The sequence below is a fragment of the Sulfitobacter sp. PR48 genome (assembly GCF_028807335.1).
In the GTDB taxonomy this organism is placed as follows: Bacteria; Pseudomonadota; Alphaproteobacteria; order Rhodobacterales; family Rhodobacteraceae; genus Sulfitobacter.
Window position 1 is genome coordinate 96,081 of sequence record NZ_JARAMM010000007.1, and the last position, 21,473, is coordinate 117,553.

Sequence of the window (21,473 nt, forward strand, 5' to 3'; positions counted from 1 at the left end):
CAGGCCGCTGCGGCCCGCTGGCCTTACCGGGGCCGGACAATGCGCGACATGCCTGCGGAGCCTGCCATGAACGGGCCGGAGGACTCCTTTGTTTCCGGCCAGATCAGCGGGGCCACAAATGCCTGCCGCCACGGCTGGAAGGTGCTGAAGCAACAGGGGCCGGGCAAGGTACAATTCTGGTTCATCGCGCTTGTGATCGGCATTGCGGCGGGCTTTGCCGCGCTCTTTTTCCGAAAAGGGATCAATTGGTTACAGGCCACTCTTTACGGGACCGAAGATGTCAATTCCCTGCATAGTTTCATCACCGGCCTTGAATGGTACTGGGTGGTCCTGATCCCGGCCATCGGCGGGCTTATTGTCGGGGTGATCCTGCATCACTTCACCCCGGACGCGCGGGCGCGGACGGTGGGTGATGTCATCCTGGGGGCCGCGCTGCACGAGGGGCGGGTGGAAACCCGTGCCGGGCTGGCCTCTGCGGTGGCGTCATGGATCACCCTCAGCACCGGGGGATCCTCCGGACGCGAGGGACCGGTGGTGCATCTGGCCGCCGTCATCTCGACCAAGATCTGCCGGTTGATCCACGCCGACGGCGTCAACGGGCGCGATCTGCTGGGCTGTGCGGTGGCGGCGGCGGTATCGGCCAGCTTCAACGCGCCGATCGCGGGGGCGCTCTTTGCGCTGGAGGTGGTGTTGCGCCACTTTGCCGTCCATGCCTTTGCCCCCATCGTAATCGCATCGGCGGCGGGCACGGTCATCAACCGGCTGGAATTTGGCGGGGTGACCGAATTTGCCCTGCCGACCTATGGCGATCTGCAATTCTATGTTGAACTGCCTGCCTTCCTGCTGCTTGGTCTGACCTGTGGCATCGTCGCCGTGGCGCTGATGCGCAGCATCTTCTGGGCCGAGGATTTCGGGAACTACCTGCAGGGGCGCACCCGTCTGCCGCGCTGGCTGCGGCCGATGGTGGCCGGGGCGCTGCTGGGCGTGATTGCGCTGTGGTTTCCCCATATCATCGGCGTCGGTTATGAGACGACCTCGCGCGCCCTGACCGGGTCGCTGGTCCTGAACGAGGTGATCGTTTTCGCCGTGCTCAAGGTGGCGGCGGTGGCCATCACGCTGGGGGGCCGGATGGGGGGCGGGGTGTTTTCCCCCTCGCTGATGATCGGGGCGCTGACCGGGCTGGGCTTCGGGCTGATCGCGACGGGCGTGTTCCCGGATGTGTCCGGCTCGTCGAGCCTTTATGCGCTGGCGGGCATGGGGGCGGTGGCCGCCGCCGTGCTGGGCGCGCCGATTTCGACCACCCTGATCGTTTTCGAGATGACCGGAGACTGGCAGACCGGGCTGGCGGTCATGGTGGCGGTCAGCATGTCCACCGCGCTTGGCAGCCGCCTGGTGGACCGCAGTTTCTTCCTCACCCAGATCGAACGGCGGGGCATTCACCTTGCGGCGGGGCCGCAGGCTTACCTGCTGGCGATGTTCACCGCGGCCCGGGTCATGCGGCGGCCCGAAGACCCGCGCGCGGCAAATGCCGATCAATGCTGGGCCCTGATCGACGAAGGCACCTATATCGACGCCACGGCGACCCTCGAATCGGCGATGCCGATTTTCGAGAGTTCCGGCGCACGCTTCATTCCGGTTGTAACACTGTCGGCCGATACCACCCCGGAGTTGCTGGGGGCGCTTTTTCATGTCGATGCGCTGAAAGCCTATAACCGGGCGCTGGCCGCGACCGCAGCCGAAGAACACAGCTAAGCGTTTCTGATTCCATGCATATTCGCCGGATTTGCCGGCATTGTTTCCATGCGCGCACCAAAGAGCGAAAAACGCCGGATTGGGGGCTTCCTTATCAGGTTAACAAATTCTTAAACTCTGGAATATGTCAAAAATAAGGAATGATCTGCCATGCTCGCCTATTTCCTCTTGCCTCTTTTGGGGTTGGGCCTGATCGGGGCCATTTTCAACGATGACGATGATGACACACCGGCACCCGAAACGCCGGAAACACCCGAAGAACCGGAAACGCCTGAGACACCCGAAGAACCGGTGACAGAAGGCACCTCGGGTGATGACGTCTATATCGGCACCGGCGGTGACGACCTGTTCCGCGCCGGCGCGGGGGATGACGTGCTGAACGGCTATGGCGGCGACGACACGCTTGACGGTTCTGCCGGTGACGACAGCATCAACGCAGGCGGTGGGGATGACCTGATCGACGGCCGCCAGGGCGCGGACAGCCTGCAGGGCCGCGAAGGGAACGACACGATCAACGGCGGCTTTGGCGCGGATGTGATCCTTGGCGACAGTGGCGACGACAGCCTGTCAGGTGGCGCGCAGGGTGACACCATCTTTGGCGGGCGTGGCGATGACCTCATTGCAGGTGAACTGGGCAATGATGTGCTCGAAGGGGGCCTGGGCGCGGACACGATCCTGGGTGGTGCGGGGCAGGATACGCTCATCGGCTACCGCACACCCACCAATGGCACCGAGATTCCCGGCCTGACCGATGAAGCGTCAGACGTGCTCAACGGCGGCAACAACGATGACCTGATCCGCGCCAATGACGGCGACACGGTGACCGGCGGGGCAGGTGCCGACATCATCGAGGCGCTGGGGTTCGACCAGACCGGCGAGGCCGCCATCGTGGTGACGGATTTCGACCCGGACGAAGATGTGCTGATGCTGGCGCAAAGCCAGGGCGACCCCCTGAGCATCGAGGCCGACGACAGCCGCCTGGACATCCGTGCCGCGACCAACGGCACCGATACCGAAGTGGTGTTCGACGGGGTGGTCTGTGCGGTCCTGCAGAACACCAATGCCAGTGCGCTGGCGGCGGATACGAACTGGCTGGCCAATGTGGTGCAGGCGTCACTCCCGGCACCGCTGCCGGCAGTGCCGGAGACACCGGCCACGCCTGCGGCCTGAGCGGCATTCATTGTTTCAAGAAAGACGGCGCGCGGGCAACCTCGCGCCGTTTTCACCTTCTGCCCCAAACCCCTGATGAGCAGGCAATAAATCGGCCAGCTGATCGCCCGGGGTTCCGCAGATTATTGCGCCCTGTCATATCGCCGTTTGGCCGCGTCGATATTGTCCAGCTCGCGGGCAATCCAGCCTGTCAGCTGATCGGTGATATCAAGCAGTCCTTCCCCGCTCTGCGTGAGGCTGTAACTGACCTTTGGCGGCACGCTCGGGTCGACATGGCGGCTGATCAGGCCATGACGGCAAAGATCCTTGAGGCTGCTGGACAGCACCCTTTCGCTGATGCCCTCGACCGTATCCCGGATCCGGTGAAACCGGACCGGGCCCGATTTCAGCGACCACAGGATCAGCAGGCTCCAGCGACCGGTAATCAGCTTGAACACCTCGCGACCGGGGCAATCGGCATGCATCGGATCAGACGGATCCGCGGGCGCAGGGCTTACTTTCATGTCAGTTCCTTACAATGATCCCGGTTCTTTTAATCGTAAGCGGCTTACTTATTGTAAGCCTGTAGCGGAATCGCAAGCAGAGCAAGGAAAATCCCCATGACAGGCCAGAGCATTGAGACATTGATAAACACCTTCACACCAAAGAGCGGCAATGCCGAGGCTTTGCTGAAGGTACAGCTCGACGAGATCGCGAAGCTGCGCGGGAAGGCCACCAAAACCGGCTGGCTTGGCAATGAGGTCTACCGCGCGGCGGACGGCAGCCGGTTGGTGATTGTCACCCGGTTTCAGTCGAAAGAGGCCAAGGAGGACTGGGCGGCATCCCCGGAATTTGCCGCACATCTGGCGCGGATTGCCCCCCTGATCGAAAGTGTCGATTCACTGCCGGTGACCCTGGCCGGCGCGTTCCGTGGTGTCGGGGAGGCGGCACCGCTGCGCCTGGCGGTGATCACCGGCAGCACCCGCGACGGAAGGTTCGCCGACAAACCCGCAGGCTGGATCGCCCGCAAGGCGGCGCAACACGGCTTTGAGGTGAGCGGGATCGACCTGCGCGATGTGACCCTGCCGTTTTTCGGCGACCCGCAGGCGAGTGACGCGCAAAGACAGGCAGCCGGGGCCTTCCGCGCCCGCATGGCCGAATTCGACGCCTATGTGTTCACCGTCGCCGAATACAACCACGGCCCGACCGCGGTGCTGAAAAACGCGCTGGATCACGCGGAATGGCGGCGCAAACCGGCAGGGCTGATCGGATATGGCGGCGTTGGCGGGGCGCGGGCGGTTGAACATGTCCGGGGCATCGCCGCCGAGCTGGAGATGGTGACGATGCAGGCCGCCGTCCATATCAACTTTGGCGATTACCTGCCGGTGGCAAAGGGCGAGAAACAGCTGTCCGATTTCCCCCATCTGGAGACCTCGGCAGAAAAGATGCTGGACCAGCTGCTGTGGTGGGGGCGCAGCCTGCGCAGCGCGCGCACGGCAGTTCCGGCGGAACAGGCCGGGGCCTGACGGGCGCTGCGCGCGGATCAGGGATGCACAGGTGCCACCGGCTTCCCCGCCGGTGGTCAGATCTGCTCGACGGTGATCTCGTCCAGCGGGTAAAAGGCCAGGTGGTCCTTGATCCGGGCCATGGCCTCCTTGGGCGCCTCATAGGACCAGACCGCGTTTTCCAGTGTCCGGCTCTTGGTCACGACGGAATAATAAACCGCGTCGCCCTTGTGCGGGCAATGCGATGTGTGATCCGTCCGGTCGAGAAAGGCCATCGCGATATCGCCACGGGGGAAATAGATCACCGGGGGATAATCCCCCTCTGCCAGTTCCAGCGCATTGCTGCTTTCGCCCAACACCGCGCCGCCCGCGCGGACGCTCCAGGTGCCAACTGCCTTGGTGATCTTGATATGGTCTGACATCGCTTTCCCCTCGTTCCGCGCCCTTTCAAAGTGGTGCGGTGGCGGCATCCAACCACAGTTTTGTGACAGGCGATACCCGCGGCCCGATTTTTTCTGCAACTGCTGCGTGATAAGCGTTCAGCCAGGCGATATGCGCAGGCTCCAGCATTTCGGGCAGGATCAGGCGGCGGTCGATGGGGGCAAAGCTGAGCGTTTCCCAGTGCAGCATGGCGCGGTGATCGTCGCCGCCGGGCAGGGCAGGCGCCGCGCGCACCACCAGCAGGTTCTCGATGCGGATGCCAAAGGCCCCCTCGCGGTAATAGCCGGGCTCATTGCTCAGGATCATGCCGGGCTGCAGCGGCGTGTTGCTGAGCCTGCTCAGGCGCTGCGGGCCTTCGTGCACGCTCAGATAGGCGCCCACGCCATGGCCCAGCCCATGGTCAAAATCCTGGCCCGCCAGCCACAGCGGCATGCGCCCCACGGCTTCTATGTGACTTCCGGCCAGACCTGCGGGCCAGCGCAGGCGGCTCATCGCGATCATGCCTGCCAGCACGCGGGTAAAGGCGGCGCGCGCCTCCTCGGGCGGGGTGCCGATGGCGATGGTCCGGGTGATGTCGGTGGTCCCGTCCAGGTATTGGCCGCCGGAATCCAGCACGATCAGCTGGCCGTCTTCCAGCCTGGCATCGCTCTCCTCGGTCACCCGGTAGTGCATGATCGCGCCATTCGGGCCGGTGCCCGCGATAGTGTCGAAACTGATCTCCTGCAGGGCATTGTCGCGGCGGCGGCTGGCTTCAAGCTCGGTCACCACCTGGGTTTCCGTCACGCTGCCCGCCGGCTGCGCGTCAAGCCAGGCCAGGAGCTCGCACAGGGCCGCGCCGTCGCGCAGATGGGCGGCGGCTGATCCCGCGATCTCCGCCTCGTTCTTGCAGGCCTTGGGCAGCGCACAGGGGTCATCGCTCCAGATGCCACGCTCCCCCAAAGCCTCGGCAATGGCGACGGGCACCGATTGCTTGTCCAGCCGCACCGGCCCTTCCAGGGCCGACAGGCTGGCCAAAAGCCTGTCGGGCGCATGCACATGCACGTCGGACCCAAGGTGATCCGCCATGCCCTCCAGCTTGGAGGGCGCCATGAAGAGGTCCACCACGCCAGTGTCATGCAGAATCGCAAAGCCATGGGCGACGGGGTTGTGCACGATATCCGCGCCCCGGATGTTCAACAGCCAGTTGTGGCTGTCGGGCAGGGTGATCACGGCAGCGCGGTGGCCCGCCTCGCGCAATGCCGCTGCCAGGCGCGCGCGTTTGGCGTCATGGCTTTCGCCTGCGAATTCGATGGGATGCACCTTGGCCGCCCCCATCGGCGGCGCGGGCTGATCGGGCCAGATCCGGTCCACCAGATTGTCGCAGGCGCGCAGGGTCACATCACTGCCTGTCAGCGCCTCTTCGACCTGGGCGATCTGCCCCGGCGTATGCAGCCAGGGATCGAACCCCACACTGCCCCCTTTCGGCAATTCCCGGCGCAGCCACTCGCCCAGGCCGGTTTCGGGCCAGGGCACCGGCGTGAAATCGGCGGCGACCTGCGCCTTGACCTGGGTGCGATACCGCCCGTCGACAAAGACACCGGCCACCTCCGCCAATACGGCGCAGAACCCGGCAGAGCCGGTGAACCCCGTCAGCCAGGCCAGCCGGTCGTCGCGGGGGGCCACATATTCACCCTGATGGGCATCCGCACGGGGCACGATGAACCCTGCCAGCCCCGCGGCGGCAATCTCTGCGCGCAGCGCCCGCAGCCGGGGCGGTCCCTGTTCCGGCCGCGCGGTGACCTCGAAACTCTGGAACATGCCCGCTCCTTCATTGTTCTTCAAAATACACAAATACCCGGCTTCAACCGGCGCGGCGCATGCCCATGACGCGCGCCCGTGCCCTTGGGTCCTTGTCAAAGAGCGCGGCCAGCTGTTCGGTCATCGCACCGGCCAATTGATCCACATCCGTGATCGTCACGGCGCGGTCATAATAGCGCGTCACGTCATGGCCGATGCCGATGGCCAGCAGTTCCACCGCCTTGCGCTTTTCGACCATGGCGATCACGTCGCGCAGGTGCTTTTCCAGGTAATTCGCCGGGTTCACGCTCAGGGTGGAATCATCCACCGGCGCCCCGTCGGAAATCACCATCAGGATCTTGCGCGCCTCGTGGCGGGCCATCATCCGGCGGTGCGCCCATTCCAGCGCCTCGCCGTCGATGTTCTCTTTCAGCAAGCCTTCCTTCATCATCAGGCCAAGGTTCGACCGGGTCCGGCGCCAGGGCGCATCGGCGGATTTGTAGATGATGTGGCGCAGATCGTTCAGGCGACCGGGCTGCACCGGGCGGCCCTCGTTCAGCCAGGCCTCGCGGGCCTGTCCGCCCTTCCAGGCGCGGGTGGTAAAGCCAAGGATCTCCACCTTGACGTTGCAGCGCTCCAGCGTGCGCGCGAGCACATCGGCACAGATCGCCGCGATGGAGATGGGCCGCCCCCGCATGGAGCCGGAATTGTCCAGCAGCAGCGTCACGCAGGTGTCGCGGAATTCGGTGTCTTTCTCGACCTTGAAGGACAGCGGTGTGGTGGGGTTGGCCACCACACGGGCCAGCCTGCCCGCGTCAAGCGTGCCTTCCTCCAGGTCAAACTCCCAGGACCGGTTCTGCTGCGCCTGAAGGCGGCGTTGCAGCTTGTTGGCCAGACGGCTGACCGCCCCCTTCAGGGGATCAAGCTGCTGGTCCAGATAGGCGCGCAGGCGCTCCAGCTCCACCGGTTCGGCCAGTTCCTCGGCGCCGATCACCTCGTCATGGGCATCGAGGTAGACAAGGTAATTGGGATCGGCATCCGACACGGGCTGCGGGGCAGGCGGCTCCAGCGGGGCGTCGCCTTCGGGCATTTCGGCCTCATCGCCCATCTCCTGATCGGCCATGTCGTCCATGCTGACCTGCGCCTCGGAGGCATCCTGCTGATCCTCCTGCGATTGCTCGGCGCTGCCTTCGGCCTCATCCTCGTCCTGATCGTCCTGGCCGGTGGAATCGGGATCCTGCTCCTCTTCCGCGCCCTCTTCGGCATCGTCCTGCTGATCGTCGTCCATCTGGTCGGGGTCATCGCCCAGCTGATCGCCATAGCCGAGATCCGAGATCATCTTGCGCGCGAATTTGGCAAAGGCGGACTGGTCATGCAGCACGTCGTCCAAAGTCTCAAGCGCGCCGCCGGCCTGTTCCTCGATAAAGCCACGCCACAGGTCCATCGCGTTGTCCGCGCCCGCGGGCAGGTCGCGGCCTGTCGCCAGATGGCGCACAAGATAGCCTGCCGCGGTGGCCAGGGGCACGTCGCTGGCCTGCCGGGCCTGATCATAGCCCTTGCGCAGCGCGTCATGCTTGATCTTGACGTCGATGTTGCCCGCCGTGCCGGGCATGTCGCGCGCGCCCATTGCCTCGCAGCGCGCGGTTTCCATCGCCTCGTACAGATCGCGGGCCATTTCGCCCTGCGGCTGGTAACGCGCATGGGTCTGGCCGTTGTGATAGCGCCGGTTCAGCGCCAGCGCATCCGCCGTGCCCCGCGCCAGCAGCACCTCTTCGCGGGTCATGCGGCGGCTGACCTGCGGCAGGCGCATCATATCGCCCGACAGGCCGGAGGGATCGACCGAATAGCTGACATTCAGGTCCGGGTCGTTGGCCATGACCTTGGAGGCCTCGGCGAGTGCCTTTTTGAACGCGTCGGCAGGGTTGTCGGATTTGGTGGTCATCGGGCACTCATGCAATGGTCTGTTCTGCCATGCAACCTAGGCCGATTGGGACCGGATGACCAGCGGGCCGCGTGGCTTTCAGCGGATCAGATCGCTGCATTCCGTCAATTCCCGCGCCAGCCGGTCGCGGGCGCGGCTGCGGCGGCCCTGGTCGGGGGAGAATTCGGCATCATTGCGCAGATAGGCATGGTCGCGCCAGGCATGAAACTTGGCGTTCCGGGCAACGGCAGGCGGCATGCCATAGTCGATGGCGGCGGGCATCACGGCTTCGGTCAGCGCGTCGAATGTGTCGCTGTCCCGATCTTCGTCCGCTTGCCTGCCCCAGAATGTCTCCTGCGCGGCGTAGCGACCGGCGCAGGCGGCAAAGAGCGTCGCCCGTTCGGAAGGGGAGGTCGGCAGCGCCCGGGCCGGGCCGCTGAGGGCCAGGCAGGCAAGGGCAATCCGAATCGCGCATGAATTGATCATGTAACAAGTTTATGACGGATTTCCCGAATTGCGCGTCGTGACGGCAATTTTTTTGGAATTGACCCTGCAATGATGCCGGGGTGCCGCAGCCCCTGGCACCTGAAGGCAGCGGGGCCCGCGCGGCGGGGCCGGCGTGTTGCGATGTTCCGGGCAGGCCTGTCGCGGGGTTGTCGGGATCGGCGGTTTTCCGCATCTGTTAACCTCTGGTTGTATCCCCTTGATTTCAGGTTCGTTTGCCTGGGTGACCTGCGTCAGACTCCGGCCTGCATGGGCTGAAACCTGCCGGTTCCCGAAAAATTGACCGGAACCGAACCACCGGTTTGCGAATTGGCTGGTCAGAACGGCGGGACCGGCGCTGCACGCTGCACAGTCAGCCCGTCTGCAACCAAGTGAGGAGAAAAACCATGACCAATCTGAAGCAACATGCGAGTACTCTGGCGCTGATCGCGACACTGACTGCGACCCCCGCCATTCTTGCCGCCCAGACCGCAACCGCGCCTGCCGACGATGCTGCAACCGCGAGCGAGCAGCCGCTGACACAGGACAATGCGGAAGCCCCGGCGGAGGAGACAACCGATACCGCCGATTCAGCGGTGCCTGCTGACGACGCGGCCTCTGATACTGCCGAAGTACCTGCCGATGACACGGCCACCGACACTGCCGAAGCACCTGCCGATGATGCGATGCAGTCCGATGGGACCGACACCGCCGAGGTGCCTGCGGATGACGGTCTGGCCGGCGATCCGAACCAGACCGCCGAGGTCGCACCCGAAGAGACAGCGAAACCTGTCGAAGGCCAGATCCACATGCAGGGTGAGAACACCATCCTTGCAGATGACCTGATGGGGTCAAATGTGTATTCGGCCAGCGGTGAAAGCATCGGCGAGATCGACGACCTGATCGTGAACCTCGACGGTTCCGTTGAAGGTGCCGTGATCGGCGTCGGTGGCTTCCTGGGGATCGGTGAGAAATGGGTTGCCGTGAAACTGGACAGCCTGTCCGCCCAGCAGGACGAGAATGGCAATGTCACGCTGACCAGCTCTGCCACCAAGGCTGATCTCGAAGCGGCAGAACCTTTCGTCACCGCGCGGGACATGGCCGCCGCCCAGCGGTCGGTTGAATCCATGCCTGCCGAAGGCGAGGTCCAGTCCCAGCCGCTGGAATGATAGCGCCGGGCGACACATCGCCCCGCTGCTGAACAAGGCCACCGTCGCATCCGCGGCGGTGGTTTACAGCGTCCCGCCTTTAACCTGATACACTCTGTATCGCCGATGTCCCGAGAGCGCGAAGCGCGGCAGGGTATCGGCGATTCAAGTGTAAGGCGGGGCGCTATAATATTTGAGAGGGGGCGGTGGTCTGACAGCGGGCCGCGTTTCAGCCTCTGGTCAGGATGTCGCCTGACCAAGAAGCTGCATCCCCTTGTCGACCAGCGCCCTGGCAAAGGGCTGATCCAGCGGCAGATGCCCGACAAGCAGACGGTAGAAGATCGGGGCATAGATCATGTCGAGGATGACTTCGGTGCTCTCCGGCGCGGCAATCTGACCTTCCCTGACGGCCTCGGCGATCAGGCCACGCCCGACCTCGCGCCCCGACAGGATCACACGGTTTCGGAAGGCGCGGGTCATTTCGCTGTCCCGGTCCGCCGCGGCAAGCGCAAGGCCGATCTGACGGCCCCGCGTGGTCGCAAAGGCGGCCACGATCGCCATGATCTGATGCTCCAGCCGGTCGGAAAGGCTGCCCGCCGTTTGCAGGCTCACCTTCGGCTGGCTCTCCATCAGGGCGGCCATCGCCAATTCGCTGGCGTTTGCCCAGTTCCGGTAGATCGTCGGCTTTCCGACACCCGACCGCAGGGCCACGGCATCAATGGTCAATCGCCCGAAACCCTCTTGCATGAGGATATCGACGGCAGCGGCCAGCGCCTTGGCTCTGGCGGCCTTGCTGGGCGGGCGGCCACGCGGATTTTGTTTTTCTTGACTCATTTCTTTACGAAACGTAACGTAAATAATCTATCATGACAAGCCAAGGATTCCAAAGATGTCCCATACCATCGTCCCCTACCTTGTTGCCAAAGGTGCAAAAGATGCCATCCAGTTCTATGCAAAGGCGTTTGGCGCCGTGGAAGACTTCCGCATGACCGATCCCGGCGACGGCAGGATTGGCCATGCCGAATTGGTCATCGGCGAGTCGCGCATCATGCTGAGCGATGAATATCCCGATTTCGGCGCCGTCAGCCCCGACACGCTGGGCGGGACCGCCGTGACCTTCCACCTTGCCACTGCTTCCGTCGACGGGGATGTGGCGCAGGCCGTGGCGGCCGGGGCGACCCTGCTGCGCGCGCCGGCGGATCAATCCTTTGGCGAACGCACGGCGACGCTGCTGGACCCGTTCGGTCACCGGTGGATGCTGTCGCAAACCATCGAGGCGGTCTCGCCCGAAGAGATGCAGAAGCGCTGGGAAGAGGAAACCTCTGCATGATCCTGCATGTTCAATGCGTGCCCGGGGCTGCAAAGCCGCAGGTGCGTGGCACCAAGCGCCGCACGGTCTGACCGGTGGATGCAGGCCCGATCGCAGGCGCGACCGGGCCTGCAATCACTCAGGCGGTGCGGGGGGCCTGCCGGGATCAGCCCAGGCTGACGCTTGCGGCGCTTTCCGGCAGTTCCTCGTCAAACAGGCGCTGATAGAACTCTGCCACTGTCTGACGCTCCAGCTCATCACATTTGTTGAGGAAGGACAGGCGGAAGGCATAGCCGACGTTGCGGAAGATCGTGGCGTTCTGGGCCCATGCGATCACGGTACGCGGCGACATCACGGTGGAGAGTTCCCCGTTCATGAAGGCAGTGCGGGTCAGATCGGCAACGGTGACCATCTGGCGCACGGTCTTGCGCCCCTCTGCATTGTTGTAATGCGGGTTCTTCGACAGAACGATAGCGGTTTCCGCGTCGATGGACAGATAGTTCAGCGTGGCCACCAGCGACCAGCGGTCCATCTGACCCTGGTTGATCTGCTGGGTGCCGTGGTACAGCCCGGTGGTATCGCCCAGACCAACGGTGTTGGCGGTGGCGAAGATGCGGAAATAGGGGTGCGGTTCGATCACCTGGTTCTGGTCCAGCAGCGTCAGCTTGCCGTCCACCTCCAGCACCCGCTGGATCACGAACATCACATCCGCGCGGCCCGCGTCATATTCGTCAAAGACGATGGCAGTGGGGTTGCGCAGCGCCCAGGGCAGGATGCCTTCCTGAAAGTCGGTGACCTGCTTGCCATCGCGCAGCTTGATCGCATCCTTGCCGATCAGGTCGATCCGGCTGATGTGGCTGTCGAGGTTCACGCGCACCGCAGGCCAGTTCAGCCGCGATGCAACCTGTTCGATATGCGTCGATTTGCCGGTGCCGTGATACCCCTGGATCATCACCCGGCGGTTGTGGCTGAAGCCTGCCAGGATTGCCAGTGTGGTGTCGGGATCGAACTTGTAGGTGCTGTCCAGTTCCGGCACCCGTTCTGTCCGGGCGGCGAAACCCTTGACAACCATGTCCGTGTCGATGCCGAAAACCTCGCGGACGCTGATGTCTTCGGTGGGTTTGGTGTTGATGTCCAGCGCGCCGTCAGCCATTTGTCCTCGTCCTTTTCGGTCTTCGCCCCGATTGGGGAAATATCAGCCCGCCTCTGGTGCAACATATCCTGAGTACGTGCAAGGGTTGGGCTGTGGGTTTGTTGCGTCACACGAGCCTAACTGGCGCAGATCGCGTCAATGGCAACCTGCGCGCAGCCGCAGGCGGCCTTGACGGGCCGGTCCGCGCGCGCCTCTGCAAGGTCGAGGCGCAGTTTGACATGCGGCGCCTCATCCGTCTTGCCGTTGGCGATCAGGCAATCGTACAGCCCGCGCAGGGCCCAGACGTTGTCAGGATGCACGCAGGCGCGGGGCAGGCCGGGGACCAGCCCCAGATCCTGGCGAAACACCTGCTCTGCCTCCACGGTGTGACCCTGCTCGAACAGCAGCGCCCCCAGCGCATGGCGGGTCGGCTGCATCCAGCCCCAGGGTTCGTCGTAAGGCAGGGCATCGTCCAGTGACACGGCACGCCGCAGATGGGCAAAGGCCAGGTCATGGTCGCCCTTGCGATAGGCCAGTTCCCCTTCAAGCATGGCGGCCGCAACCTCCAGCAGGTCGACGCCGCGCACATTGTGCAACAGGCGGCTTTCGGGCACGCGCGCCTTGACCGCAAGGAAGGTATCAAGCTGCGCATCCGCTTCCTCGATATGCCCCAGCGCGGAATAGGCCAGCCCCCTGGCGTATTCGATGAAGGCGGTGCACATGATGTAGGTTTCGGTATCCTCGGGCAGTTCCAGCTTGAGGATCTCCTCCCACATGCCGAAGCGGATCAGCACATGTGGCTCCATCCCCAGGATGGTTTCAAAGAAATCCGCCATCGGTGGCGATTTGATCTGCAGCAAGGCATCCGGCGTCGTCTCGCGCATGCCCCGGACGGCACGCATCGCCGGTTCGAACTGACCCAGATAGAGCGCCCCGCTGATGACAAAGTGGTAATTGTGCTGGCGGTAGCCGGTGTAGATGTTGAACGCGCCTTCGGCCTCGTAATATTTCAGGTCCGCCTCGATGGCGCGCTCGTTCCAGCGCACCACGTTCTCGTAAGCGCCGCAAAGCACGTCGATGTGCGTGGGCATATGCACCAGATGGCCGGCATCAGGCACCAGCCTGCGCAAGACGTCAGAGGCTTTCAGCGCCTTTTCGGGATAGGGCGACATCTCCATCAGATGCACGTAAAGATGCAGGATACCGGGGTGGGCCATGCCGCCGGGCAGGGCCATCTGGGTTTCCAGAACCGCCTGCGCCTCCAGCGTTTCGGCACCCGGGGCCACGTCACCTTCCGCGATGTCCCACATGGCCCAGGGCGTCAGGTTCATCAGCGCATCGACAAAGACGGTCGCGATGTCCGGATCGGTCGGATGGGCCTGATGTACGGCCCGCATGGCATCGGCAAAGGCGCGGTCCCAGGGGGCCATATCCTCCACCGGGTCGCGTTGCGGATAACGGGCGTTCAGCGCCCGGATCAATGCCGCTTCGACCGGGCTGGCATTGTCGATCACGGCGCGCGCGGCCCGGGTCGCATCATAGGCTTCGGCCAGAGCCTCCGCCCGGCCTTTGCTGTCGAACAGGACCCAGGGCATGTTGTAATTCGGCCCGGCGGCATAGGCGTGGCCCCAATGGGCCATGGCGCAGGCCGGATCGGCGGCGGCGGCCCTGGTAAAGCAGGCAATCGCCTCCTTGTGGTTGAAACCATAGGTCCAGTTGAGCCCCCGGTCGAACCAGCGTTGCGCATCGGCAGAGCCTGTGGTGACGGCCCGTGTGTATTGGCCCAGATCGTAGGGATAGCGCATCGCGAGGCTCCTTTTCGTACCCGAACATGCCAAGACGGGCCGACCTTGCCCAGAACATTCCGCAGAGCTGCACGAAAGATGCGCAACCGGAGGGCAATATCTGCACCAGGCGGGGCTATTCCGGTTCAGGCAAGACAGGAGAATGCATCATGACAACATTGACACTACAACAGCGCTTTGCCGTGGCGGCCGCGATTGGCGCGGCAGGCGGCGGCGTCGCATTGGCGATGATCGGGCAGGGGAAATTCGGCTATGGTGACGCCGGTTTCCTGCGGGTGGCCACCGCCGGGGCGTTTCTGGCGGGGCTGCTGGTGGCGGGCGGTTTTGGCGGGCAGGGGGTTCCGGGACTGCTGCGCGCGCTGCTCAGCTTTCTTGGGGCCACCGTGCTGGGGGCGGTGATCGCGGTGTTGCTGATGCCGTTCGATTCGCTCTGGCGACAGGTCTTGCCGCTGGAAATCCTGCGGGACTGGGTGGCAGGCAGCCTTGTCGGACCGCTTCATGTGCTGGGGGTTCTGGCAGATGATCTGCTGGTCCTTGTGGTCTGGGCAGGCGGGGTTGCGGCCAGCCGGGCCGCCCACCTGATTTCCCGCACCTAAGATGCGGGGGGCCCGCAGCTTACCAGGTGGTGCGTCGGGTGCAGCCATGCTGCACCCCGGCCCGGTCAGTCCTTGAAGCTGCGGCTGCCCTTGATCTGGTCCCAGGCCCACATGACCTGCTGCAGCTGGTCCTCCTGCGACCGGTCGCCGCCGTTCATGTCGGGGTGCAGCACCTTGATCAGCAGCTTGTAGGCCTTGCGGATCTCGGGCTTGGTCATCGTGTCCTTGACCTCCAGGATCTCGACCGCGCGGCGTTCGGTGGGGGGCAGCCTGCGCCCCGCCTGGCCACCGCGACCGGGGTTCTGGGTCGCGTTCTTGCCCAGCACCTGATGCGGATCCTCGATGCCCAGCCGCGCCCATGCACGCGCCTCCGGATCGCCCAGCGGCTTGGTCTTGCGTTCCCAGACCTTATCCTCGGACAGCTGCGCGTTCATCTCCGCCTCGGTGGTGCCGTCAAAGAAGTTCCACTTGAGGTTGTATTCGCGGACGTGCTGCTGGCAGAACCAGAAGTAATCGTCCAGCACGTCGGGCGCTTTCGGCGCGCGGTATTTCCCGGCCTCTTCGCAGCCCTCATGATCACAGATCCGGGTCGATGTTTCAGACGCGCCGGACATGCCGCGCCGACCGCGCGGGTTTTTCTTTTTCGAAGACGACACGGACATGTCGAATCCGAAGGGATCTGGTTTGGACATAGCGATTGACCTTTTCGACTCGAAGAGAGGAGTTTAGACTTTCCGCGAAGAGATTGAAGGGGCTTGACAGGAAAATGACGGTAAAAATGTCGAAGACGGAAGAGATCAGATCGGCATTGCAAACCGCGTTCGATCCGCGTGAGCTGGAAGTGGTGGATGACAGCGAGAGCCACCGCGGGCATGGCGGCTATCGCGAGGGCGGGGAAACGCATTACAACCTGCGCATCCGGTCGGCGGCTTTCAAGGGGCAGTCGCGCATCGCGCGGCATCGTGCCGTTCACGCCGCGCTTGGCCCCGACCTGATCGGGCGCATCCACGCGCTGGCGCTTGATCTGGACGTTTAAGGCACCCGACCTTTAACCAGAATCATCCTGTGACACGACCGTCCCGGGAGCGCCGCAGGCGCGGCAGGGTATGCGGGTCTCAGTCCAAGGTCGGGCGCTTTAGGAGTGCCGCCTAGGACGCTGAATCAGAAGGCTTCCTTGCCGCTGCCAGCTTCTCAAGCGAGGCGCTTAGCCCCCGCACATCACTGGTGTCCTCGACGCCATTGTCCCAGGGCTGGTCATCGGATGACGCCTGTGCGGCGCCGGGGGTCTGCACCGGCGCGGGGGCTTGTTGCGCTGCGGTTCCGGGCGGGGTTTTTGCGGCCACAGCCGCCGGTTTTTCCGCCCGTTGCCCGGGCGCATCATCTTCCGCCGGGGCGGGCAGAAGCTCGGGGGAGAAGGCCTCCGCATCATTGTTGCGCAGACGGCGGAAGACCAGCACGTTGCGCCATTCGGTGGTGGTGGAGGTGAGGCCGGAGCGTTCGACCGAGGGCAGCGTCTCTGCCCGCTGATATTCCCAGCCTTCGCCCGCAAGCTCGTTCATAAGCTCTTGCAACCCATAGGAAAACCGGGCCTCAGCCCCCTTCACACCTTTGCCCTTGCGCCCCTTGGAGGGGGCGGGGACGACTTTGTACTCGTAACGGGGCATGGGCATCCTTCGACGGGGTTTCGCAGGGGTTCTTAACCGATTGGAAAGGGTCACACAACGTGCATGGGCTGTACACCGAAAGCACACCACAGCGCCGGGATTACTCAGGTGGCAGGGCAGCGATGTCCGCAAGGATGCGCTAATACAGGTCACACAAGTGACAACAAGTTTGCCGATTTCCCGAATTAAGGTTGTCGATCACCCCAAATCGGCGAGAGCGGTTGCAAGTACAAGGCAGGGCCAAACCCCACCCTACCGCTTCAGCCCGATGCGGCGGCCGACGCGGGCTTCGGGGGGCAGCGCGCCCTGGCGGGCCTTGAAGGCCTCCAGCGCGTCCCTGATGTTCTGCGGCATCGGGGCGACGCGCGGGCCGGATTGGTCCACATGCAGGGTCAGCCCTTCGGCCGTGGCGGCAAGCCAGCCGTCCTCGTGGTACAATTCCTGATAGGAATGAAAGCGTTTCTCATCGAAATCAATCAGATGGAAGGCGGCGTTCACCCGGTCGCCCTCATGCAATTCACGCAGGTAACAGATGTGGAATTCCGCCACATAAGTGGTGCAGCCGGTCTTTTGATAGTCGGGACCAAAGCCCAGCTGGCCATAGACCTCATCCACCGCCTGGTCGAACAGCACGGAGTAATAGGCCATGTTGAGATGGCCGTTGAAGTCGATCCATTCCGGTTTGACGGTCATCAAGCTGGATCGGAAAGGGGCGTTCATGGGGGCTTCTCCGGCGGTTTTTTGCGTTGGTGGCGATGCGGGCAAGGGGCGCGAACGGGCATCTTTCAGATGCCCTGCCTCGCGCTGATCGTGTCGTGCAAGCGAACGCTCATGCGCCGAGTTTGGCCGCCACGATCTGGTTGACCGCCTTGGGGTTCGCCTTGCCGCCGGTCGCCTTCATCACCTGGCCCACGAACCAGCCTGCCAGCTTGGGGTTCTCGCGCGCCTTGGCGACCTGATCGGGGTTGGCGGCGATGATCTCATCCACCGCGGCCTCGATGGCGCCGGTGTCGGTGACCTGTTTCATGCCTTCGGTCTCGACAATCTCGGCGGGGTCGCGGCCGGTGGTGTAGCAGATTTCGAAGACATCCTTGGCGATCTTGCCGCTGATCGCGTCGGAGGCGATGAGATCGACGATGGCACCAAGCTGGCCGGGGCTGACCGGGCTGTCGGTGATGTCGCTGTCGTCTTTCTTGAGCCGTCCGAAGAGTTCGTTGATGACCCAGTTCGCGGCCATCTTGCCCTCGCGGCCCTGTGCCGTCGCCTCGAAATAGCCCGCCGAGTCGAGATCGGCGGTCAGCACGGAGGCGTCATAATCGCTGAGGCCGAAGTCATTGATAAACCGCGCCTTCTTGGCGTCGGGCAGTTCGGGCAGGCGGGCGGCGATGTCATCGACCCAGCCCTGTTCGATCTCCAGCGGCAGCAGGTCGGGGTCGGGGAAATAGCGGTAGTCATGCGCTTCTTCCTTGGAACGCTGGGTGCGGGTCTCGCCCTTGACGGGATCGAAGCCGCGGGTTTCCTGATCGACGGTGCCGCCCGCTTCGAGGATGGCGATCTGGCGCCGCGCCTCGACTTCGATCGCCTGCTGGATGAAGCGGGTGGAGTTCATGTTCTTGATCTCGCACCTTGTGCCGAGATGGCCAAAATCGCCGGTCTCGCGGTAGCGTTCGTAATCGCCTGGGCGGCAGACCGAGACGTTGACGTCGGCGCGCAGGTTGCCGTTCTGCATGTCGCCGTCGCAGGTGCCGAGGTAGCGCATGATCTGGCGCAGTTTCAGGATATAGGCGGCGGCCTCTTCCGGGCCGCGGATGTCGGGGCGGGAGACGATCTCCATCAGGCAGACGCCGGCGCGGTTCAGGTCGACAAAGGAGCTGTCGGGGTCCATGTCATGGATGGATTTGCCCGCGTCCTGTTCCATGTGGATGCGTTCGACGCGGACCAGCCGCGCGGTGCCGTCGCCCATTTCCACCAGCACTTCGCCTTCGCCGACGATGGGTTCGTAAAGCTGACTGATCTGGTAGCCGGCCGGCTGGTCGGGGTAGAAATAGTTCTTGCGGTCGAAGGCCGATTTCAGGTTGATCTGCGCCTTCAGGCCCAGCCCGGTGCGGACCGCCTGTTCGATGCAATATTCGTTGATCACGGGCAGCATGCCGGGCATGGCGGCATCCACGAAGGCGACGTTGCTGTTGGGTTCAGACCCGAAGAGGGTGGAGGCGCCCGAAAACAGCTTGGCGTTGGAGGAGACCTGGGCGTGCACTTCCATCCCGATGACCAGTTCCCAATCCTCCTTGGCCCCCGCGATGCGTTTGGGTTTCGGGGTTTCATAGGTCAGGTCAAGCATGGCGCACCTTGGTCTGGGATAAACGGGTTATCCGGGTCATAGGATAGCGCGCGATGTGTCGCAAGGGCCTGCTGCGGGCCGTGTCAGGCGGGGATGGTCTGCGGGCCGGTGTCGGTAAAGACGATGCGGTGGCCCTGGGCGATCTCGCGGCTGAACAGGGAGGTGATGATGCGCATCGCGTCTTCGCGGCCAGAGGCGGCAAAACGGGCGGGCGAGCGGACCCGCAGGTTGTTGTCGAAACCCTGTGCCGCATGGGCCCAGATCATCGGGTGCAGCTCTGTCAGGTGGTCGCGCACGATGTCATGGGCGCATTCCGCGATCTGGATGCGGTTCTGGTCGGCATGATCGTTGCCCGAAAAGGCCTGACCCACGGAATTGGCGCAATAGGCGGCCAGCAGGTTGGCGGTATAGGCATTGGGGCGGCGCTTGAGGATGTCGTGCAGCCCTTCGATGAAGAAACCCACATCGAGGTTGGCGCAGGCCTGGTCATCGCAGGCGATGGCATCGAACTGGACCCAGGTATAGCCACCTGCACCCCAGATCTTTTCGGTCCGTGACGCCGTGCGGCGCGCTTCCAGTTCAAGCCCGGAGTAGGAGCCGAACCAGCGCGGCAGCATGTGGTTGCCGAGCGCCCGCATGGATCGGGGGTTGGCCGGGTTCAGGTCGATCAGCGCTTCATAGTGGTTGGCAATGCGGTGTTCGTTCTGCGAGGCATTGGCCAGCAGGGCGCAGTTTGTCGCCGCCAGCAGGGGCGAGTCGTAGTCCTTGCCCGGGTAGGCGGCCACGATATCCCGGGCCCGGTCAAAATGCGCGGCAAAGGCGTCGCGGTTGCGTTCGGGAATTTCCGCATCCCAGCCGGTGCCGCGCCAGGCCCAGCCGATGTCCATATGCGCCTGGGCGACAATTGCGCCGACGATATGGTCGCGGGGGCGTTCGGCCAGGACATGTTCCAGCGCCTCGATCCCGGCCAGCAGCGGCGCTCCCTTGGCCGGTTTCCCGTCGAGCAGCGCATGTTCCGCCGCCATGATCACATCGGCGCGCGCGCCATAGGCCAGCAGTTCGGCCACCGGCATGAAGCCCGGTGTCAGCTCGCGTTTCTCGTCGGATTGATAGATCAGTTCCGAAAGCGCCTCCCAGTCCTCCTGCCGGACCATGCGCTGGCCGATGTTGAGGTAATGGTCGCGAATCTTTTCCTCTGCCGTGGGATCGGGGCAGGCAATGCTCAGCATGGCGGTGGGCGTGCCAGCGGCAGCGCGCGGGCGGCGGCGCAGAATGGTGGTTCGCAGCGGCAAGACCGGCTCCGGTTCCGGGCGCTGACGCAGCCGGTTTTCCAGCGGGCGGATGTGTTTGGTCAGAAGGGAGCGCAGCGTTTTCATTCTGGGAGTATCCGGCAGATTTCTCGATTGCAGTGAGCTTGCCTTTGCAATCGGGCTGAAACATGGCTGACGTGCGAAGATATCAGGGAAATAATACATCCATAGGGTGCATTTTCCACATCAGCGTCTCAAACTTTAACGATTGTTCCGGGCCTCACACCGATCAGACCGAAAGGCGGTCATTGTTGCGTTTTATCGCTGCTTGTCTGCGGTCTACTTGCCAGCTTGAAAATGGCGGCACATAGTGCGCGTCATGAAATTTATCGGGTTGACCATCGGGCTCGTCATGATGTCAGAGCCGCTCTGGGCCGAGGCGCGTTCGCCGCTCCGGACCCAGCCGCGCGCGATTCCCGTCGAACAATCACAGGTTGATGGCATGGCGCTGGAACCGGTGGAGGCATCTGCTGTCCCGCAGCTTCCGGCCCGGGCGCAGGCTGCTCCGCTTGAACTGCCGGAAGAGGCTGCGCTTCCCGGTGCGCCCGTTCTGGTTGTGCCGGGTCCGCCGCTCATCCGCCCGAAGGCGCGCGCGCCGAACCTGCCGCGCACCCGCTGGCAGCATATGGCGGGCAATGCGCTGTGGACCCGAACCGCGCTGGCCGCACTCAAGGCGCATGGCAAGCCGCTGGTGGACATGGTGCCGGGCGACATCGAAACCTGGTGCCCGGCCTACCCAAAGGCGGACGACCGCAGGCGGCGGGCCTTCTGGGTGGGGTTTCTGTCGGCCCTGGCCAAGCACGAAAGCACCTACAAGCCCTGGGCTGTGGGCGGCGGCGGGCGCTGGTACGGGCTTTTGCAGATCCTGCCGGGCACCGCACGGGGGTACAAATGTAACGTAGGGGATGGCGCGGCGCTGAAAAGCGGTGCGGCCAATCTCAGCTGTGCCGTGCGCATCATGGCCCATACCGTGCCGCGTGACGGGGTGATATCCGGCGCGCGCGGCAACAAGGGTGTCGGCGCCGATTGGGGGCCGATGCGCTCTGCCGCCAAGCGGCGCGAGATGGCGGGCTGGCTGCGGCAGCAGGCCTATTGCAAGCCGATCAATGCGACGCGGCCCCGCGCACGCCCCTGAGCCGCC

21 protein-coding genes are annotated in these 21,473 nt (G+C 64.0%); 8 read left to right on the top strand and 13 right to left on the bottom strand.

All coding sequences use genetic code 11. The annotated features are described in order from the left end of the window. Positions 1-66: 66 nt before the first annotated feature. Positions 67-1,752 (top strand): chloride channel protein, encoded by a 1,686-nt coding sequence (locus tag PVW51_RS11050; RefSeq protein ID WP_274575225.1) that lies wholly within the window; start codon positions 67-69, stop codon positions 1,750-1,752. Between the two features lie 150 nt (positions 1,753-1,902). Beyond that, positions 1,903-2,922 carry a calcium-binding protein gene (locus PVW51_RS11055; protein ID WP_274575099.1) on the top strand — a complete coding sequence of 340 codons (1,020 nt, stop codon included), beginning with the start codon at positions 1,903-1,905 and terminating at the stop codon, positions 2,920-2,922. Between the two features lie 122 nt (positions 2,923-3,044). Here the strand turns inward: PVW51_RS11055 and PVW51_RS11060 are convergent, their stop codons facing one another. Then, positions 3,045-3,425: a winged helix-turn-helix transcriptional regulator gene (locus PVW51_RS11060; protein WP_274575100.1), complete on the bottom strand. Its 381-nt coding sequence runs from the start codon at positions 3,423-3,425 to the stop codon at positions 3,045-3,047. Between the two features lie 96 nt (positions 3,426-3,521). Here PVW51_RS11060 and PVW51_RS11065 point away from each other — a divergent pair, with 96 nt between their 5' ends. Further along, entirely contained in the window at positions 3,522-4,427 is a 906-nt protein-coding gene (locus tag PVW51_RS11065) for an NAD(P)H-dependent oxidoreductase (RefSeq protein WP_274575101.1), read from the top strand. Positions 4,428-4,483: 56 nt separating this feature from the next. On the opposite strand, the gene PVW51_RS11070 is transcribed toward PVW51_RS11065, so the two are convergent. The 4 genes from PVW51_RS11070 to PVW51_RS11085 all read right to left on the bottom strand — a co-directional run bounded on the left by PVW51_RS11070 (position 4,484) and on the right by PVW51_RS11085 (position 9,030). After that, a complete protein-coding gene (locus PVW51_RS11070; RefSeq protein WP_114276560.1) occupies positions 4,484-4,828 on the bottom strand; it encodes a DUF427 domain-containing protein in 345 nt (114 codons plus the stop codon). 25 nt (positions 4,829-4,853) lie between these two features. Further along, positions 4,854-6,644 (bottom strand): aminopeptidase P family protein, encoded by a 1,791-nt coding sequence (locus PVW51_RS11075; RefSeq protein WP_274575102.1) that lies wholly within the window; start codon positions 6,642-6,644, stop codon positions 4,854-4,856. A 43-nt stretch (positions 6,645-6,687) separates the two neighbouring features. Next, a complete protein-coding gene (cobT, locus tag PVW51_RS11080) occupies positions 6,688-8,565 on the bottom strand; it encodes a cobaltochelatase subunit CobT (RefSeq protein ID WP_274575103.1) in 1,878 nt (625 codons plus the stop codon). A gap of 78 nt (positions 8,566-8,643) precedes the next feature. Continuing rightward, positions 8,644-9,030 carry a hypothetical protein gene (locus PVW51_RS11085; protein ID WP_274575104.1) on the bottom strand — a complete coding sequence of 129 codons (387 nt, stop codon included), beginning with the start codon at positions 9,028-9,030 and terminating at the stop codon, positions 8,644-8,646. Between the two features lie 404 nt (positions 9,031-9,434). Here PVW51_RS11085 and PVW51_RS11090 point away from each other — a divergent pair, with 404 nt between their 5' ends. Then, positions 9,435-10,196, top strand: coding sequence for a PRC-barrel domain-containing protein (locus PVW51_RS11090; RefSeq protein ID WP_269363663.1), 762 nt, complete (start codon positions 9,435-9,437; stop codon positions 10,194-10,196). A 219-nt stretch (positions 10,197-10,415) separates the two neighbouring features. Here the strand turns inward: PVW51_RS11090 and PVW51_RS11095 are convergent, their stop codons facing one another. Next, complete coding sequence (locus PVW51_RS11095) at positions 10,416-11,009, bottom strand: TetR/AcrR family transcriptional regulator (protein ID WP_269363662.1); 594 nt, start codon at positions 11,007-11,009, stop codon at positions 10,416-10,418. A gap of 55 nt (positions 11,010-11,064) precedes the next feature. On the opposite strand from PVW51_RS11095, the gene PVW51_RS11100 reads away from it, so the two are divergent. Further along, on the top strand, positions 11,065-11,505 hold the full coding sequence (locus PVW51_RS11100; RefSeq protein WP_274575107.1) for a VOC family protein: 441 nt from the start codon (positions 11,065-11,067) through the stop codon (positions 11,503-11,505). A 145-nt stretch (positions 11,506-11,650) separates the two neighbouring features. Here PVW51_RS11100 and cobS read toward each other — a convergent pair whose 3' ends face one another. Both cobS and PVW51_RS11110 read right to left on the bottom strand, forming a co-directional pair. After that, positions 11,651-12,637: a cobaltochelatase subunit CobS gene (gene cobS, locus PVW51_RS11105; RefSeq protein ID WP_274575108.1), complete on the bottom strand. Its 987-nt coding sequence runs from the start codon at positions 12,635-12,637 to the stop codon at positions 11,651-11,653. Positions 12,638-12,753: 116 nt separating this feature from the next. Then, complete coding sequence (locus PVW51_RS11110; RefSeq protein ID WP_274575109.1) at positions 12,754-14,421, bottom strand: hypothetical protein; 1,668 nt, start codon at positions 14,419-14,421, stop codon at positions 12,754-12,756. A 149-nt stretch (positions 14,422-14,570) separates the two neighbouring features. Between PVW51_RS11110 and PVW51_RS11115 the strand changes: the two genes are divergently transcribed. Continuing rightward, positions 14,571-15,017, top strand: a complete 447-nt coding sequence (locus tag PVW51_RS11115) for a hypothetical protein (RefSeq protein WP_274575110.1) — start codon at positions 14,571-14,573, stop codon at positions 15,015-15,017. Between the two features lie 65 nt (positions 15,018-15,082). Here the strand turns inward: PVW51_RS11115 and PVW51_RS11120 are convergent, their stop codons facing one another. Then, a complete protein-coding gene (locus tag PVW51_RS11120; protein ID WP_067287897.1) occupies positions 15,083-15,709 on the bottom strand; it encodes a J domain-containing protein in 627 nt (208 codons plus the stop codon). An 86-nt stretch (positions 15,710-15,795) separates the two neighbouring features. On the opposite strand from PVW51_RS11120, the gene PVW51_RS11125 reads away from it, so the two are divergent. After that, the gene (locus PVW51_RS11125) at positions 15,796-16,053 is read left to right on the top strand and encodes a BolA family protein (RefSeq protein WP_269363654.1); all 258 of its coding nucleotides are present in this window, start codon (positions 15,796-15,798) and stop codon (positions 16,051-16,053) included. 112 nt (positions 16,054-16,165) lie between these two features. Here PVW51_RS11125 and PVW51_RS11130 read toward each other — a convergent pair whose 3' ends face one another. The 4 genes from PVW51_RS11130 to PVW51_RS11145 form a co-directional block, all read right to left on the bottom strand. Beyond that, positions 16,166-16,681 (bottom strand): DUF4177 domain-containing protein, encoded by a 516-nt coding sequence (locus PVW51_RS11130; RefSeq protein ID WP_274575111.1) that lies wholly within the window; start codon positions 16,679-16,681, stop codon positions 16,166-16,168. A 252-nt stretch (positions 16,682-16,933) separates the two neighbouring features. Continuing rightward, on the bottom strand, positions 16,934-17,401 hold the full coding sequence (locus tag PVW51_RS11135) for a thioesterase family protein (RefSeq protein ID WP_274575112.1): 468 nt from the start codon (positions 17,399-17,401) through the stop codon (positions 16,934-16,936). 109 nt (positions 17,402-17,510) lie between these two features. Further along, a complete protein-coding gene (gatB, locus tag PVW51_RS11140; RefSeq protein WP_274575113.1) occupies positions 17,511-19,022 on the bottom strand; it encodes an Asp-tRNA(Asn)/Glu-tRNA(Gln) amidotransferase subunit GatB in 1,512 nt (503 codons plus the stop codon). Positions 19,023-19,105: 83 nt separating this feature from the next. After that, positions 19,106-20,398 (bottom strand): hypothetical protein, encoded by a 1,293-nt coding sequence (locus PVW51_RS11145; protein ID WP_274575114.1) that lies wholly within the window; start codon positions 20,396-20,398, stop codon positions 19,106-19,108. Between the two features lie 253 nt (positions 20,399-20,651). On the opposite strand from PVW51_RS11145, the gene PVW51_RS11150 reads away from it, so the two are divergent. Continuing rightward, positions 20,652-21,467 carry a transglycosylase SLT domain-containing protein gene (locus tag PVW51_RS11150; RefSeq protein WP_274575115.1) on the top strand — a complete coding sequence of 272 codons (816 nt, stop codon included), beginning with the start codon at positions 20,652-20,654 and terminating at the stop codon, positions 21,465-21,467. The last annotated feature ends 6 nt before the right edge of the window (positions 21,468-21,473 follow it).

Coding starts and splice junctions, on each gene's coding strand:
- PVW51_RS11050 (WP_274575225.1), top strand. CDS start 67: ATGAACGGGCCGGAGGACTCCTTTGTTTCCGGCCAGATCAGCGGGGCC.
- PVW51_RS11055 (WP_274575099.1), top strand. CDS start 1,903: ATGCTCGCCTATTTCCTCTTGCCTCTTTTGGGGTTGGGCCTGATCGGG.
- PVW51_RS11060 (WP_274575100.1), bottom strand. CDS start 3,425: ATGAAAGTAAGCCCTGCGCCCGCGGATCCGTCTGATCCGATGCATGCC.
- PVW51_RS11065 (WP_274575101.1), top strand. CDS start 3,522: ATGACAGGCCAGAGCATTGAGACATTGATAAACACCTTCACACCAAAG.
- PVW51_RS11070 (WP_114276560.1), bottom strand. CDS start 4,828: ATGTCAGACCATATCAAGATCACCAAGGCAGTTGGCACCTGGAGCGTC.
- PVW51_RS11075 (WP_274575102.1), bottom strand. CDS start 6,644: ATGTTCCAGAGTTTCGAGGTCACCGCGCGGCCGGAACAGGGACCGCCC.
- cobT (WP_274575103.1), bottom strand. CDS start 8,565: ATGACCACCAAATCCGACAACCCTGCCGACGCGTTCAAAAAGGCACTC.
- PVW51_RS11085 (WP_274575104.1), bottom strand. CDS start 9,030: ATGATCAATTCATGCGCGATTCGGATTGCCCTTGCCTGCCTGGCCCTC.
- PVW51_RS11090 (WP_269363663.1), top strand. CDS start 9,435: ATGACCAATCTGAAGCAACATGCGAGTACTCTGGCGCTGATCGCGACA.
- PVW51_RS11095 (WP_269363662.1), bottom strand. CDS start 11,009: ATGAGTCAAGAAAAACAAAATCCGCGTGGCCGCCCGCCCAGCAAGGCC.
- PVW51_RS11100 (WP_274575107.1), top strand. CDS start 11,065: ATGTCCCATACCATCGTCCCCTACCTTGTTGCCAAAGGTGCAAAAGAT.
- cobS (WP_274575108.1), bottom strand. CDS start 12,637: ATGGCTGACGGCGCGCTGGACATCAACACCAAACCCACCGAAGACATC.
- PVW51_RS11110 (WP_274575109.1), bottom strand. CDS start 14,421: ATGCGCTATCCCTACGATCTGGGCCAATACACACGGGCCGTCACCACA.
- PVW51_RS11115 (WP_274575110.1), top strand. CDS start 14,571: ATGACAACATTGACACTACAACAGCGCTTTGCCGTGGCGGCCGCGATT.
- PVW51_RS11120 (WP_067287897.1), bottom strand. CDS start 15,709: ATGTCCAAACCAGATCCCTTCGGATTCGACATGTCCGTGTCGTCTTCG.
- PVW51_RS11125 (WP_269363654.1), top strand. CDS start 15,796: ATGTCGAAGACGGAAGAGATCAGATCGGCATTGCAAACCGCGTTCGAT.
- PVW51_RS11130 (WP_274575111.1), bottom strand. CDS start 16,681: ATGCCCCGTTACGAGTACAAAGTCGTCCCCGCCCCCTCCAAGGGGCGC.
- PVW51_RS11135 (WP_274575112.1), bottom strand. CDS start 17,401: ATGAACGCCCCTTTCCGATCCAGCTTGATGACCGTCAAACCGGAATGG.
- gatB (WP_274575113.1), bottom strand. CDS start 19,022: ATGCTTGACCTGACCTATGAAACCCCGAAACCCAAACGCATCGCGGGG.
- PVW51_RS11145 (WP_274575114.1), bottom strand. CDS start 20,398: ATGAAAACGCTGCGCTCCCTTCTGACCAAACACATCCGCCCGCTGGAA.
- PVW51_RS11150 (WP_274575115.1), top strand. CDS start 20,652: ATGAAATTTATCGGGTTGACCATCGGGCTCGTCATGATGTCAGAGCCG.